The sequence below is a fragment of the Pontibacillus chungwhensis genome (genome assembly GCF_030166655.1).
Taxonomy (GTDB): Bacteria; Bacillota; Bacilli; order Bacillales; family BH030062; genus Pontibacillus.
Genome location: NZ_CP126446.1, coordinates 2,888,165 through 2,902,987 on the forward strand (window position 1 = coordinate 2,888,165; position 14,823 = coordinate 2,902,987).

The window sequence follows — 14,823 nt, forward strand, 5'->3', positions numbered from 1 at the left end:
ACCTCTCGAGCACTTTTTTCTATTAAAACATTCACCTTCAAACGGTAACACCTAACGATCTTTGCTTTCTAAAATCAATGTAACAGGCCCTACGTTTGTGAGCTGAACGTCCATCATTTCACCAAATGCTCCTGTCTCAACAGGCACACCTAAGTCTCTGACTAAACCATTAAATGTCTCATATAACTTATTAGCAGGCTCTGGTTTTGCAGCATTCATGAAGTTTGGGCGCCTACCCTTTCTGGTATCCCCATATAGAGTAAATTGAGAAATGGATAGCATTTGCCCTTCGATATCTTTCAAAGATAAGTTCATCTTCCCCTGGTCATCTTCAAAGATACGAAGGTTTACAATTTTATCTGCCAAATATTTCGCATCTTCTTCTGTATCTTCATGCGTCACGCCAAGCAGTATGACAAGGCCATTGTCTATTTCACCTGTAACTTCATTTTCTACTGTAACTTTTGCGTTTCGACCACGTTGGACTACTGCCTTCATTTTGACTCTCCTTACTGCAATACACGGCGAACCGTGTAAACATCTGGAATCTGTTTAATTCGATCAACGACTTTTCTTAAATGACTAATATTTTGAATCATAATAGTCATATGAATGGTAGCCATTTTATTTCGATCTGATCTACCTGTTACAGCCGTAATATTCGTTTTTGTTTCATTAACGGCTTGTAAGACTTCATTTAAGAGCCCACGGCGATCATATCCTGAGATCTCTAAGTCTAAGCTGTATTGCTTACTATCTTCACCGGTGTTTTCCCATTCAACAGGGAGAAGTCTGTTTCTGACATCATCTGTTTTAACATTTGGACAGTCAGAACGGTGAACGGATACCCCGCGCCCTTTTGTAATATAACCAACAATATCGTCTCCAGGGACAGGATTACAGCAGCGGGAAAGCCGTACAAGAAGGTTATCTACGCCTTTAACACGAACACCAGAGTCTTTCTTTTTCTTCGAATGTGTAGGTCGTTTGATATCATTCTGTACACCCTCAAGTGTTTCTTCGAGATCCTTCTCCTTAATTTGCTTACGGCGGATCTTCTCTGTTAGACGTGTAGCAATTTGAGCTGCAGTGATCCCCTGATATCCAACCGCCGCATACATGTCATCATCATTTGTAAAGTTAAACTTCTCCGCAACGCGATTAAGGTTGTCTGCATTCAAGACTTCTTTAGGCTCAAGTTCCATAGAACGGATCTCTTTTTCGACCAGTTCTTTCCCTTTTACAATGTTCTCATCTCGACGTTGCTTTTTGAAGAATTGCTTAATCTTGTTCTTAGCCTGAGACGTCTGGCTAATCTTAATCCAGTCTTTCGATGGACCATAAGAATGTTTCGAGGTCATGACTTCCACAATGTCCCCTGTTTTCAACTTATAATCCAGAGGCTCCATCTTTCCGTTTACTTTAGCTCCAATCGTCTGGTTCCCGACTTCTGTATGAATCTTATAAGAGAAATCAATTGGAACAGAGCCAGAAGGAAGTTCAATTACGTCCCCTTTTGGAGTAAAGACGTACACCATGTCTGAGAATAAGTCTACTTTAAGAGACTCCATGAACTCTTCAGCATCATGGGTTTCATTCTGCCATTCTAATATTTCTCTAAACCACGTTAACCGTTCATCAAAGGATTGCGTATTTGACTCTACATTTAATCCTTCTTTATAAGCCCAGTGAGCAGCGATTCCGTATTCAGCGATATCATGCATTTCATGCGTACGAATCTGAACTTCTAAAGGATCTCCTTTAGGGCCTATAACCGTTGTGTGCAAGGATTGATACAGATTAGGCTTCGGCATAGCAATATAATCCTTGAAGCGACCTGGCATTGGTTTCCAACATGTGTGGATAATCCCCAATACTGCGTAACAATCTTTGATACTGTTAACCTGTACACGTACAGCTAATAAATCATAAATCTCATTAAACTGCTTGTTTTGCAGGACCATCTTCCGGTAAATGCTGTATAAGTGCTTCGGGCGGCCGGATATTTCGGCTGTAATATCTACCTCATCAAGTTGGTTATGAATTTCATCCATTACTTCACCAATATAGTACTCCCGCTCATTACGCTTCTGCTTCATAAGATGCACAATACGATAGTACTGTTGAGGATTTAAATAACGAAGAGCTGTATCTTCAAGCTCCCATTTAATCGTAGATATCCCCAATCGATGAGCAAGCGGTGCGAAGATCTCAAGTGTTTCATTAGAGATGCGACGCTGCTTTTCAGGAGGTAAATGCTTGAGTGTTCTCATATTATGCAATCGGTCTGCTAATTTGATGAGAATGACGCGAATATCCTTGGCCATCGCTACAAACATTTTGCGATGGTTCTCAGCTTGCTGTGCTTCTTTTGATTTATATTTAATTTTCCCTAACTTTGACACACCATCAACGAGCATCGCTACTTCTTCATTAAACCGATCCTTCAATTCTTCAACGGTTACATTCGTATCTTCTACAACATCATGTAGGAAACCGCCGGCAATGGTTACAGGATCCATTTGCAGTTCAACAAGGATACTCGCTACTTGGACAGGATGAATAATATACGGCTCACCAGATTTACGGTATTGATCTTTATGCGCTTCCTGAGCAAACTCATAGGCACGCCGAACAAATTCAGTATCTTCGTTAGACAGATACTGGCTCGCCTGTTCTACTACTTCATCAGCTGTCAAAATTTTATCTTTAGACATCCTATCACCTGATTATTAGAAATTCGTCATAGGTATAGACGTAGCGTATATATGTGTTTCATTATCGAGAATTCTGAAGACATTGTAAAGAGGAAAGACTCATTTTATGTCGAAATCCTCTAAATTTTACCTATTATTTCGCTAGATTTGTACTCGTATGATAAAAGAGTACCCTCAAATCTTGAGAGCACTCTTTCTTCCGTTTAGTATTGCATTAGTGTTAAAACATCGTAACCGTCTAACTTCTCACGGCCATCAAGATACGTTAATTCAACTAAGAATGCACAACCTACTACAATTCCACCTAACTGTTCTACAAGGTTGATTGTAGCTTCAATTGTACCACCTGTTGCTAGTAGGTCATCCGTGATTAGAACGCGTTGACCAGGTTTAATCGCATCTTTATGAATGGTCAGAACATCTTTCCCGTATTCTAAACCATAGTCGACCTTAATCGTTTCACGAGGAAGTTTCCCTTCCTTACGTACAGGAGCAAATCCAACTTCCATTGCATATGAAACCGGGCAGCCAATAATAAAACCACGTGCTTCAGGTCCAACGATAATGTCGATTTCTCTTGTGTTTGCATATGCTACAATTTCATCAATGGCTGACTTAAATGCAGGGCCGTTATCCATTAGGGTTGTGATATCTTTAAATTTAATGCCTTCTGTAGGCCAATCTTCCACAACCGTAATATACTGTTTATAATCCATTAACTAATTTCCTCCTTAACGTCCGAAACTCGATCCATTTGCTCGGTAAACCAAGCCTTTAATTGAGGATAGGATGAGAAATATAACGTTTGTTCCACTTTTAATTGTTCGTGTTTTTGTTGATATAAAGCTGATTCAGCCAAATCTTTCTTAGAAGGATTCGGATTCAGCGTTAAAAGTCCATTATCTATTCTAACAAATTCTAGCTCAAAAAACACGTGCGATATAAATTCCACCGAATCTTTTGACCACCCTTTGTAATCGGCCAGCTTCGGTCCTTCTGTTTCAAGATGGAATTTCTTTCTCTTCATCAGCATTCCATAAAACCATTTAAAATGATCACGCGTTGGTAAGGTCTTTAAGAAAGCAGCATCATCGGTCCGATAACAGGCATAAATATTATTTGGTGACATCGTTTGAATCACGGACTTGATCTGCTCCATAGAATTCGGTAAGTCCATAAGAACCATATGTTCAATTTCATCTAATGGCAGTTCACCAATTAGTTCTGGGTCGTGATTCAATTCAATGACCGGATAATAATCAAATACCCACGCCTGATCTTCTGTCGCTTCGCCGAAGAAGATAGCAACAGTATGATCAAATGGTAATCTCGGCATTGCCTTCTCGAGATGACGATTGCCACGCAGGTCAAAGAGTTGCCAGTCGTTCACACTTAAATCTTTCATCATAATTTGAGGTTTTCTCTTCCCATTCCATTCATTAATAGAGAGCTCTCCTACAATCGTGACAGCTGATTGAGGGGCAATACGAGGATAAAGATCCCCCATCCCAAATCCAATCGTGTCGAGATCATTTCCATTTGCTTTAAAGCGCATTTTTAAATGGTTAAGCTTACTACCAATCTGACGGACCTCAGCAGGGGTCGTTTCTTCTAATTGGAAGAGTGGCTTCGGATTCCCCATTCCAAACGGAGATAGCTTTGCAATCTCTTCAATAGTTGAGATTGTAATATCTTCTAGGCTCACACATCGATCGATGGTTAAAAGTTGTTTGAAATCTTCAGGAGCAAGCTTTTGATCAGCTAGGTCGTTCAACGCTTCTCTTAGCGTTTCCACATTTTCTAATGGCAACGTCATACCGGCTGCTTGAGCGTGTCCGCCAAAATGGGTGAATTGACTTCGTACTTCCATACAATTGGTAAACATATCAAAAGCATCAATGCTTCTGGCAGAACCTTTGGCTGTCTGAGTCTCAGGATCAACAGTCAATACAATCGTTGGTCGGTCGTACTTATTAACAAGACGAGAAGCTACAATCCCAAGGACCCCCTGATTCCATCCTTCTTTCGCAACGACAATGACAGAAGGTAGATCATCAGCCTGAGAATCAAGCATTCGCTCGGCTTCTTCTGCAATCTCAGCGACAATCTTTTGGCGCTCCTGATTAAGGGCATGGATTTGATTGGCTAACGCATCTGCTTCAGCGTCACTCTCTGTCAACAATAAATCCACAGCAGGAAAAGCGTCCTGTAATCGCCCTACAGCATTGATACGAGGCCCAATCGCAAAGCCAATATCTTCTTCCGTGATATCCCCTTCAATACTACACACTTTCTTTAGAGCTTGGACACCTGGACGGATGGACCTAGAAATAGCTTTCAATCCATGTGCAGCTAATACTCGGTTCTCGTCATGGAGAGGGACAAGGTCCGCGATCGTACCAATGACGACTAAATCTAGCAAGTGCTTTGGAAAATCACCGAGTAAAGCATGAGCAAATTTAAATGCTACGCCAACTCCTGCTAGTTCCTTAAACGGATACGTTCCACCTAACTTCGGGTGGACGATTGCATAAGCATCCGGCAATTCATTTTGAGCCTCATGGTGGTCTGTAATAATCAAATCGATTCCTAGCTCTTTCGCTACATCCGCTTCATGATTGGCCGCTATACCTGTATCGACAGTGATAATGAGTGATATTCCTTCAGCATGTGCATTGCGGAAAGCCTCTTCATTCGGGCCATACCCTTCTGTAAATCGATTCGGAATGTAAAATTCTACATAGGCTCCCATTTCACGAAGGACTTCAACCATAAGCGCAGTTGAACTGACACCATCCGCGTCATAGTCGCCGAACACCCATATATATTCTTCCTGTTCAATCGCCTGTTTTACGCGATCAACGGCTTTGTTCATATCATTCATTAACATTGGATCATGTAATTGTTCCAGTTGAGGAGATAAAAATAGCTTTGCCGCTTCCTTCGTTTCAATCCCTCTTTTTCTTAATAACTCTTGAGTTAAATCAGATAAAGATAAAGATGGATCAATCGGGAGAGCTGGCTCCTCTTCTTGGGTTAAATTCCATTTTGCTTTACTCCGTAACATAGATTCACCCCTAACAGACCCATTATACAAGAGCCAAGTAAGGGTAGCAAATGAATTTCAGGTGGAAAAGGTAGGAGGAACTCTCCTTTTAAACAAAATGATTTCCACAAAAAAGTAGGATGAAATGATTTCATTTCATCCTACCCTGGTTTTTATTTAGCACGTTCTTCTTCAATCGCCTGATTCTTATCCTCTTCCGCCTTACGGGCCGTCACCCGTTCAGGATCTTCCCCTAATTGTCTCAGCTTTTCTTTTAAAGCCCGATTATCTCGTTGAAGCTGATAATTGCGAACCGTCCCAAAAATTCCTGCGATCAAGCCACCCATTAAAACGGACCCTAAAATAATGAGGATCAATGGAGCTTGCCCCGTACCAAATAAGTAATTCACTTCTACCGCATCGACATTAAACACAGCGAATATTGCAACAATAAGAGCAAATACTAATGCCAAAATAAAATTCTTCTGTCCCTTCAAAGAACCCATCTCCTTTCTCAAAACCTTTCAATTATTTTACACTTCCTTTCTTCTTCTATTCCCAAGTGAGGCTTTCTTGAAAACTCCCCCTCCATATCAGTAGGCTTTAAGCTGAGGTTGTGTTTCCGTTTGCTTTAATTAACGAACGTCGAACGACCCCACCTCGTGTAGAGCCATGGAAAGCGAGTCGTTCCCCAGACACCCCCAAGCACTTAACAAACACAACGGCCTTACACCGTCAAGTAAAAAAGAGCTCTCCCTGTAGGGAGAGCTCTTACTTTTATACTTGTGGGCCGCCAGTTTGTTTCTTCTCTTTGTACTCGATCGGTTTACGCTTAAGCATACTACCTCTCCATACTAACCACAGCTGAGCTGCGATGAATAGGGAGGAATACGTACCAGCTATTAAACCAACAACAAGACCAAATGAGAAGTTTGTAATGGCTGTTGCTCCGAATAGTAGAAGCATTAAGGCAGCGAATACAACCGTCAGGACGGTGTTAATACTACGAGCTAATGTTTCCATTAAACTCTTATTCACGACTTCTGCTAGTTCAGAGAATGTTTTCACTTTCTTCTTCAGCTTCAGATTCTCACGAATACGGTCAAACGTAACAATTGTATCATTTACGGAATAACCGACGATGGTAAGAATCGCAGCAATAATTGTTATATCAAACTCGAGTTGGGTGATGCTAAACAGCGCTATAATAAAGAACGCATCGTGTAGTAAAGCAACAATCGCCGTTAAGGCAAAATAAATTTCGAATCGAATGGTTACGTAGATGATAATACCAATCGACGCAATCGCTACTGCGTATACCGCATTTTTCACAAGTTCTTTACCTACAATGTCTGATACCGTGCTGACACTTGGACTGCTTCCATATAGGTCATTGAAGTGACTCTTAATGTCTGCAATTTCAGACTCTGTTAAGACGCTCGCAAATCTTGCCACGCCTATTTCATCATCTTCACCGGATATAACCACTTTCTTCGGTGTGTAACCCAGTCCTTCAAATTCCTCTTTCACTTCTTCTTCACTAATAGGTTCATCAGCTAAGACTTGTACGCGAGAACCACTAGTAAAGTCGATACCTAAGTTCAGTCCCATCACCCCTAGAGCAATGGCACCGGCAAGGATGAGGGCAATAGAGATTCCGAAGAATTTCTTACGGTGTTTAACAAAGTCAAAGGAACGACCGAAGACTTTTGCTTCGACTTCTTCTCCTTTTTCAATGTCTTTCACCTGACTTGGCTTAATACCAAAGAGTCCTGGCTTTTTGTTTAATGCACGGCTCTTCACTAAGAGACCAAGCATTAAGCGAGATCCATAAACCGCCGTTAAGAAACTAACCAGAATACTGATAATCAACATGGTCGCAAACCCTTTTACAGAGCTCGTACCAAAGATAAACAGAACGATGGCAGCCAAGATTGTTGTGATATTCGCATCAAGAATGGTGGCTAAAGAACGACTATTACCCGCTTTAAAGGCAGATAAAGTTGACTTCCCTGCTTTCATTTCTTCTTTAATGCGTTCGTACGTAATAATATTGGCGTCAACAGCCATACCAACACCGAGCACAAGCGCGGCGATTCCAGGTAGTGTTAGGACCCCGTTCATTAATTCAAAGACAAGTAGAATTAAGAAAATGTACGTGGACAGCGTAATAACGGCTACTACACCAGGAAGACGGTAGTAGAACATCATATATACAAAGATCAGTGCAATGCCTATGGCACCTGCTAAGATCGTTTTGTTTAATGCTTGTTCACCGAACTGCGCACCAACTGACGTAGAGTAAAGCTCTTTCATATCAACAGGCAGTGAACCAGCATTTAAAATGTTAGCAAGTTCTTGAGCACCGTCGACCGTAAAGTCCCCTGTTATCATAACTTCTTTCGTAAGTAATGGTTCGCTTACGCGTGGGGCTGAAATGTACCCTTGTTTTTCTGGATTGTTAAAGTCAGCTATAAAGGAATCTTCTTCATCAAAGTCCATCCAGATGACCATAGAATTCTCATTGTAAGGGGTCGATGGATCATTCCCTAACTGAGAAACTTTTTTGGTTACACTTTGGAACTCTTTCGCATCTTTTACTTTTAACGTAACAATCGGAGCCTTCGTATCAGGATGAAATTCTTGTTGAGCACTGCCTTCTACAAGATTTGATCCATTAAAGATTTCTCCTTTTTCTGTGTCTGGTTCATTATTATCCTCTTCATCCATTTCAAGTGAAAGAGGTTCGTCGTTAATGCGGATTTCATCGTCATCAACTGTTCTGAACGACAGACGAGCAGAGGTACCAATGAGCTCCCGGGCTTTGTTCTGGTCTTCAATACCAGCAAGCTGAACTCGAATTCGGTCCTCCCCTTCAATATTGACGCTTGTCTCACTAATTCCTAGTGAATCGACACGTCGATAAATCGTTTCTACGGTTGCTTCTAAAGCATCCCTGTCAATCTCTTGGTCTTCATCAATAGGTGTAACCTGATACAAAATTTCAAATCCACCTTGTAAATCAAGCCCAAGGCGAATATCCTTTGTTATTCCTTGTACCGTTGTTCCGATTGTACCTGCAAAGATAAGCAGGAGCAGAAAAAACGCAACGATACGACCGCGTTTTACCATAAGTATAAGTGCCTCCTTCTGACTTCTCCAACGACGATTTATGATATCGTGTAGTGCTCCCACGCGTAAAAGAGTGGTCTTCTTACCTACCACTCTACAACTACATGAGCTTTTCTTTATGTACGAAGCATAAAGAAGATATTATGGCGACCCTATCGCCTAACTCCAATATTGTAATTATAGAAATCTTTGGGAACGACTGTCAATACAACGTTTCATTTTCTTCTTCATTCGGGTTATGATTTCGTAACGCTTCGATCTGAGCAAGCAGGTCATCACTTTGATAGGCTTGAACCGTTAGATAACTCATATAGGTGCCAACACTTAAATGGAAAACATCCTGAACTGCTCTATGTAAGCGCAAAACCGGGTTCCCTTTCCACACTTTCTTCTCAAGGCATTTCCAAATATCTTCTTCATGTGCCTTACTATAGCCTAACAGATGAAATTCTTCTTTCTTGCTCTGTAAAACAGGGTAAATCATCGGCTTCCACTGCTTTACCGGTTTGCCTTCTTCCATTTGTAGTGCCCCTCTCGTTAAAGCTCCAGTTTTCCAGAAAGCGAAATGGTTTCAATCATTTAAGAATGCTTGTCATGCTTGCCCACCTTTTCTGCATATATTCATTGTATACGAATTTCAATTCTTTGAGAAGGTAGGTCGTAATGAATGACCAAGCAAACCTTTTTACAAGGTACACTTATTTTAATCGCAGCAGGCATGATTACTCGCTTTCTGGGGTTTGTCAATCGAATCGTCGTAGCACGTATTATGGGGGAAGAAGGTGTTGGCCTTTATATGATGGCCATACCTACTCTTATTCTGGTCATCACCCTAACTCAGTTCGGGTTACCTGTAGCCATCTCGAAACGAGTAGCTGAAGCAGAGGCCATTGGAGATTTACGGAAAGTAAAGAAAATACTTGTTATCTCACTTGGCGTAACAGGCGTTCTGAGCATCATCTTCACGACAGGGATGGTCTTATTAGCACCTTTATTATCTCAGACTTTGTTGACGGACGAGCGCACACTCTATCCACTCCTTGCCATCAGCCCTATTGTTCCAATAGTAGCGATTTCCTCTGTGCTACGCGGATACTTCCAGGGGCGACAAAACATGAAGCCACAAGCATACTCGCAAGTTATTGAACAAATCGTTCGAATTAGCTTTGTGGCGTTGTTTACGAAAGCGCTAGCCCCATATGGTGTGGAATATGCAGCAGCCGGCGCGATGATTTCTGTGGTTTTGGGAGAATTTTGTTCACTTCTTTATATGCTCCATATGTTTAAAGTGAAAAAACGAGTGAAAGTAAGAAGGAAATTTATGACGTATATTAAGAACGGGAAGGAAACCTTTAATGAACTCATGTCCATCGCTCTACCAACGACCGGAAGTCGCATGGTAGGATCGATTTCCTTTTTCTTAGAGCCTATCCTTGTCGCTCAAAGCTTAGCTATGGCAGGTGTTCAAACGGCCATGGCTACAAGACAGTACGGAGAATTAACCGGGTATGCACTCCCCCTTCTAATGCTACCGACATTTATTACCCAGTCTCTATCTGTCGCTCTTGTGCCAAATATCAGTGAAGCCGGAGCTAAAGGGGATCAAACCCTTATACACTATAGAATCCATCAAGCCATTCGCTTGTCTTTTGCTTCTGGTGCCATCGCTACTGTCATATTAACCATCTTTGCAACACCGATCTTAACGTTTATGTACGGACACGGAAATGCTTCTCGGTTCTTACTGATTATGGCGCCGTTTTTCTTAATGCTTTACTTCCAGGCTCCTTTACAAGCTGCTTTGCAAGCCCTTGACTTAGCCAAAGCTGCCATGTGGAACAGCCTGATCGGTGCAGTCGTAAAGTTTGCCGTTTTACTTTCTTTAGCCACTCAACCTGAGTTTGGCATTATGGGCGTAGCTCTTGCTATTGTCGTGGGCGTTATTCTCGTTACATTCTTACATCTTGCAACATTAATGAAAGCGATCCAGTTCCGTATACCACTAGTTGATATCGGGAAAATGATCATGCTAATGGGGATCACATGGTTTGTAGGTTACAAAATGAACGAACTCTTCAAGGAAGCTACGATGGCCCCTGTCCCATTCTTGCTATTGATTACAGCCTTCACCGTAGTCTATATTATCTTCCTCTTCGTCTTCCGCTTCATCACGAAAGAAGAATTGCAACAACTTCCGTTTTTCCAGAAGAAGCGGTAAGACTTAGGTAAAAATAAAAACCAAGCCAAAAATCACCTTTGTGATTCTTGGCTTGGTTTTTTGTATGGGCGTTAGCGCACTAAGGCTTGCCTATTGTTTTTCTAACATAAACACCCACAAGAAGGTCAGTGCTTGCTGAAGAGGTTTCGGCATATGGCTGACATCTTCTTTTACGCCTTCTTTAAATACTCCGTACCCATCTAATGTCCGCCATCCGGTTTCACTAGCTAGCTGTTCAAATTCCCATGGCATCATCGTATTGCAGATCACATCTTCTCCGTATAACCTTCTGTAGCTATTTTGACGGGGTCCTGCCGTCGGTCCAAGTACGGCTATACAAAGTCGCCCCCCTGGCTTTAACACACGGTAGAGCTCGTCTAAAGCATGTTTAGGGTCTTCAGTCCACTCTAGAGAATTAATGGCCATTAGACCGTCGTATGTATGCTGTTCAAACGGAAGTTCAGCTAGGTCGCCTTGTTTAAAGATTAATCGATCACCGCTTATCTGATTTGCGTGTTCAATCATCTTCGGAGAAATATCTACTCCTGTCACATCATAACCTGCTTCACTTAGTAAGAAGGCTCCGTATCCGTCTCCACAGCCGATATCTGCCATTTGGCTCCCAACTGGCACGTACCTTTTCACAAAGGGGATAATTCCAGACCTGGACCCTTCATTCCACATCGAACGACTCTTCTCGCTCCAAAAGGCCACATTTTGATCCCATTTCTTTGTAACGGCTTTATGCCAATTAAACGATTCGCTCATTTCTTCTCCCTCCTTATCATGAAAAAAGAAGGTTGCTCCTTCGAGCCACCTTCTCTTTATGTTACTTCTTTTCATCGTATTCGTCGATGTACCATTTATTTTTATGGTCAACACTAAGCAATGAAATTTGGTCAGGATGTTGATACCCTCTCTTACGGATCTCCTCTAACAACCATTTCTCATCTTTTCCATTCCGCTTTAAGTTTTCCTCTTGAATTTTTCCGTCCGTAATAAATGGCATGAGGAATCCGTTCATATCGGGAGATGGATTGTCTTGTTTCTCTAAGATCGAAAGCTTTCCAGATGGTTCTAATATGGCAAAAGCAACTTCCTCAACAGAGGAGGTCCCATTTTCTCTTAACTGCTGAAGCAAATCATTGAAATTATATCGTTGCTTCCTCATTTCATTCTCATCAATTTTGCCATTCTGTATAATGACCGATGCTTTGCCATCAACGGTTTCTCTGAACCATTGACTCTTTAGGGAGAACCATGCACTTAATCTTTGTATAAGTAAAAGGACGAGCATGGGAATGACAGCATGGATGAATTCATCCTTCGGCTCTTCAATGGAGAAGACACCGATTTCAGCAAGCATGATGAACACCACTAAATCGAGTATGGAAAGTTCTCCAATTTCTCTTTTTCCCATGACGCGAAAGATCACTAAAATAGCGAAATAAGTTGCAAAAGTTCTCCAAATAATAATCCAAACTTCCTCTAAGTTCACACCAGGTTCACTTCTTTCTGTTGTCCCTAATGGTCTTAGTGTAAACCGATCAGACATTTCCTATGCTTGTTACATACTCGCCTGCATAAATGGCACAAGATAACGAAACCAGATGTAAACCGTACAGACCACCAGAGAGAAAAGTACAACCGGCATTCCGTATGCTATAAATTTCAAAAAGCCAATTGGATGTCTAGCACTTGAGGCCAAGCCCGCCACGACAACATTGGCTGATGCGCCAATTAAGGTTCCATTGCCACCTAAACAAGCTCCAAGGGCGAGGGACCACCATAAAGGATCCAAATTCGTCATCCCATACGACTGAAATTCTTTTATGACCGGGATCATTGCAGCTACAAAAGGGATGTTGTCTACAATGCCTGAGAACAAACCTGAGATCCACAGAATCATAAGAGCCGTAGAAGGCAAGTCCCCTTCTGTTACCCAGATCATCCCCCTGGCTAACTCATCAATGACTCCAACCTGCTCAAGACCACCTACAAGCATGAATAAACCCATAAAGAAAAATAATGTAATCCACTCTACCTCTTCAAATACTTTCTCTGTATCTGCTTCTCGTTCTGTTAATAAAAGGAGTAAGATCGCCCCGCACACAGCCACCGTTGTCAGCTCAACATGGACAAACGCGTGGAGAAGGAAACCGAGAATAGTTAGAGATAACACGGAAACGGATTGGTAAAGCATGGGGGTTTTCTTCAAATAAGATGAAGGATCGATCTCCATCATGGACCTCACCTGATCCCCTTCCCCCATAACAAGGGATTTGCGAAACAAGAAGACAAGCCCACCGAGCGTCGTCACAAATATTAAGAAGACAACAGGGCCAAGATGCACAAGAAAGGACATAAACGTAAAGTGTTCAACAGCTTGCCCGATCATAATATTTGGGGGATCTCCAATTAACGTAGCTGTCCCGCCAATGTTGGCACAAAGAATAACGGTCAGTAGATAAGGGAAAACGGGAAGATTTAATTTTGAAGTGAGCGTGAGCAAGATTGGTACAAATAGAAGAACGGTGGTTACATTATCAAGTAGCGCAGAACCTATGGCCGTCAGCACCCCCGTCACAATTAATAGTGGAATAGGAGCCCCTTTCACCTTCTGGGCTAACAAGATGGCTATGTATTCGAATAAGCCTGTCTTCTTTGTAATCGAAACAAGCACCATCATTGAAAACAAAAGGGTAATGGTAGACCAATCAATAAAGCTTGTGAACGCTTCTTCCCAGCTATAGATACCACTAAGCAGCATAAAGACTCCGCCCGCTAAAGCTACGAGCGCACGATTTATCTTCTCTGACATAATAAACACATAACTGATAATAAACACCGCAACCGCCAGGGTCGTTTCCATTCGAACCCCCCTTTTCCTTGTCCATTTTTACTACTATATTCAAGAGCCTCCAGAAAATATTTTATTCTATTTATTTTTTTTGTGAATAAAGTGGTAGAAAGATGGACGAACAGGGAGGAGAAATACTATGGCGAAAGATCGAATGATGGCATTGGCCTATGGATGGGGAACCATTCTTGTTCTGATGGTGGTAAGCAGCTTCGCGTTGGCCTTATTCCTTAAATTCTCAAATATGACTGAATCCACTCTGCAATGGGCCACCCTCATCATTGGACTCATTACACTCTTTATCGGAGGCTTCATTTCCGGAGCAAAAGGGAAAGAGCAGGGCTGGTTGCTCGGACTATTGACCGGGATTGGTTTTCTTGTTTTTGTTCTCTTATTTCAATTCTTAGGTTATCAAAAAGGCGTTTCCACATCTCAACTCCTTTATCAGGGAGGCTATGTAGTGATGGCCTTATTCGGCGGGATGATGGGAGTTAATGTTGGAGGGAAATCCAAATAAAAAACGCGCTTATCTCAACAGAGGTAAGCGCGTTTTTCTTTATGCTTTCTGAGTCACGACTTCACGGATAGCTGAACGATCGTATGTAAGTTTCGTTCCATCTTCTACCTGTAGAATAAGCGTGTTTTCATCTAGCGCATGAATCGTTGCGTGCATGCCACCAATGGTAATGATGTGATCTCCCTTTTGAAGATCAGACTGCATTTGCTTTACTTGCTTTTGACGCTTCTGTTGCGGGCGAATAAGCAAGAAGTAAAACAGGACAAACATTAGGGCTAGCATAATTAATGAACCTGCAGAACCTGCCATGTGTTTTCCCTCCTTTCAAGAATA

At 41.8% G+C, this 14,823-nt stretch carries 13 protein-coding genes; 2 read left to right on the forward strand and 11 right to left on the reverse strand.

The window, feature by feature from the left end:
- Nucleotides 1–51: 51 nt before the first annotated feature.
- The 7 genes from dtd to QNI29_RS15105 all read right to left on the reverse strand — a co-directional run bounded on the left by dtd (nt 52) and on the right by QNI29_RS15105 (nt 9,415).
- Nucleotides 52–498, reverse strand: coding sequence for a D-aminoacyl-tRNA deacylase (gene dtd, locus QNI29_RS15075; RefSeq protein WP_231417306.1), 447 nt, complete (start codon nt 496–498; stop codon nt 52–54).
- Between the two features lie 11 nt (nt 499–509).
- On the reverse strand, nt 510–2,717 hold the full coding sequence (locus tag QNI29_RS15080; RefSeq protein ID WP_231417307.1) for a RelA/SpoT family protein: 2,208 nt from the start codon (nt 2,715–2,717) through the stop codon (nt 510–512).
- A 203-nt stretch (nt 2,718–2,920) separates the two neighbouring features.
- Nucleotides 2,921–3,433 carry an adenine phosphoribosyltransferase gene (locus QNI29_RS15085; RefSeq protein ID WP_231417308.1) on the reverse strand — a complete coding sequence of 171 codons (513 nt, stop codon included), beginning with the start codon at nt 3,431–3,433 and terminating at the stop codon, nt 2,921–2,923.
- Nucleotides 3,433–5,784: a single-stranded-DNA-specific exonuclease RecJ gene (recJ, locus tag QNI29_RS15090; RefSeq protein ID WP_231417309.1), complete on the reverse strand. Its 2,352-nt coding sequence runs from the start codon at nt 5,782–5,784 to the stop codon at nt 3,433–3,435. The genes QNI29_RS15085 and recJ overlap by 1 nt, the downstream gene beginning before the upstream one ends.
- Nucleotides 5,785–5,936: 152 nt before the next feature.
- Complete coding sequence (locus QNI29_RS15095) at nt 5,937–6,236, reverse strand: LapA family protein (RefSeq protein ID WP_354665911.1); 300 nt, start codon at nt 6,234–6,236, stop codon at nt 5,937–5,939.
- A gap of 304 nt (nt 6,237–6,540) precedes the next feature.
- On the reverse strand, nt 6,541–8,895 hold the full coding sequence (secD, locus tag QNI29_RS15100) for a protein translocase subunit SecD (protein WP_231417311.1): 2,355 nt from the start codon (nt 8,893–8,895) through the stop codon (nt 6,541–6,543).
- A 202-nt stretch (nt 8,896–9,097) separates the two neighbouring features.
- Nucleotides 9,098–9,415 carry a post-transcriptional regulator gene (locus QNI29_RS15105; protein WP_231417312.1) on the reverse strand — a complete coding sequence of 106 codons (318 nt, stop codon included), beginning with the start codon at nt 9,413–9,415 and terminating at the stop codon, nt 9,098–9,100.
- A 147-nt stretch (nt 9,416–9,562) separates the two neighbouring features.
- Here QNI29_RS15105 and spoVB point away from each other — a divergent pair, with 147 nt between their 5' ends.
- Nucleotides 9,563–11,113, forward strand: a complete 1,551-nt coding sequence (gene spoVB / locus QNI29_RS15110; RefSeq protein WP_231417313.1) for a stage V sporulation protein B — start codon at nt 9,563–9,565, stop codon at nt 11,111–11,113.
- A 90-nt stretch (nt 11,114–11,203) separates the two neighbouring features.
- Here the strand turns inward: spoVB and QNI29_RS15115 are convergent, their stop codons facing one another.
- From QNI29_RS15115 to QNI29_RS15125, 3 genes are all read right to left on the reverse strand, one after another.
- A complete protein-coding gene (locus tag QNI29_RS15115) occupies nt 11,204–11,881 on the reverse strand; it encodes a class I SAM-dependent methyltransferase (protein WP_231417314.1) in 678 nt (225 codons plus the stop codon).
- Nucleotides 11,882–11,942: 61 nt separating this feature from the next.
- Nucleotides 11,943–12,611 (reverse strand): DUF421 domain-containing protein, encoded by a 669-nt coding sequence (locus QNI29_RS15120; protein ID WP_436663197.1) that lies wholly within the window; start codon nt 12,609–12,611, stop codon nt 11,943–11,945.
- A 69-nt stretch (nt 12,612–12,680) separates the two neighbouring features.
- Nucleotides 12,681–13,985 carry an ArsB/NhaD family transporter gene (locus QNI29_RS15125; RefSeq protein ID WP_231417316.1) on the reverse strand — a complete coding sequence of 435 codons (1,305 nt, stop codon included), beginning with the start codon at nt 13,983–13,985 and terminating at the stop codon, nt 12,681–12,683.
- Between the two features lie 127 nt (nt 13,986–14,112).
- Between QNI29_RS15125 and QNI29_RS15130 the strand changes: the two genes are divergently transcribed.
- Nucleotides 14,113–14,490 (forward strand): TIGR04086 family membrane protein, encoded by a 378-nt coding sequence (locus QNI29_RS15130; protein ID WP_231417317.1) that lies wholly within the window; start codon nt 14,113–14,115, stop codon nt 14,488–14,490.
- 39 nt (nt 14,491–14,529) lie between these two features.
- On the opposite strand, the gene yajC is transcribed toward QNI29_RS15130, so the two are convergent.
- On the reverse strand, nt 14,530–14,799 hold the full coding sequence (yajC, locus tag QNI29_RS15135; RefSeq protein WP_231417318.1) for a preprotein translocase subunit YajC: 270 nt from the start codon (nt 14,797–14,799) through the stop codon (nt 14,530–14,532).
- Between the last annotated feature and the right edge of the window lie 24 nt (nt 14,800–14,823).

What these genes read in the sequence shown, in the direction of transcription:
- QNI29_RS15105 (WP_231417312.1), bottom strand. Translation starts at nt 9,415, where the DNA reads ATGGAAGAAGGCAAACCGGTAAAGCAGTGGAAGCCGATGATTTACCCT.
- dtd (WP_231417306.1), bottom strand. Translation starts at nt 498, where the DNA reads ATGAAGGCAGTAGTCCAACGTGGTCGAAACGCAAAAGTTACAGTAGAA.
- QNI29_RS15085 (WP_231417308.1), bottom strand. Translation starts at nt 3,433, where the DNA reads ATGGATTATAAACAGTATATTACGGTTGTGGAAGATTGGCCTACAGAA.
- secD (WP_231417311.1), bottom strand. Translation starts at nt 8,895, where the DNA reads ATGGTAAAACGCGGTCGTATCGTTGCGTTTTTTCTGCTCCTGCTTATC.
- QNI29_RS15125 (WP_231417316.1), bottom strand. Translation starts at nt 13,985, where the DNA reads ATGGAAACGACCCTGGCGGTTGCGGTGTTTATTATCAGTTATGTGTTT.
- QNI29_RS15080 (WP_231417307.1), bottom strand. Translation starts at nt 2,717, where the DNA reads ATGTCTAAAGATAAAATTTTGACAGCTGATGAAGTAGTAGAACAGGCG.
- spoVB (WP_231417313.1), top strand. Translation starts at nt 9,563, where the DNA reads ATGACCAAGCAAACCTTTTTACAAGGTACACTTATTTTAATCGCAGCA.
- yajC (WP_231417318.1), bottom strand. Translation starts at nt 14,799, where the DNA reads ATGGCAGGTTCTGCAGGTTCATTAATTATGCTAGCCCTAATGTTTGTC.
- QNI29_RS15130 (WP_231417317.1), top strand. Translation starts at nt 14,113, where the DNA reads ATGGCGAAAGATCGAATGATGGCATTGGCCTATGGATGGGGAACCATT.
- recJ (WP_231417309.1), bottom strand. Translation starts at nt 5,784, where the DNA reads ATGTTACGGAGTAAAGCAAAATGGAATTTAACCCAAGAAGAGGAGCCA.
- QNI29_RS15115 (WP_231417314.1), bottom strand. Translation starts at nt 11,881, where the DNA reads ATGAGCGAATCGTTTAATTGGCATAAAGCCGTTACAAAGAAATGGGAT.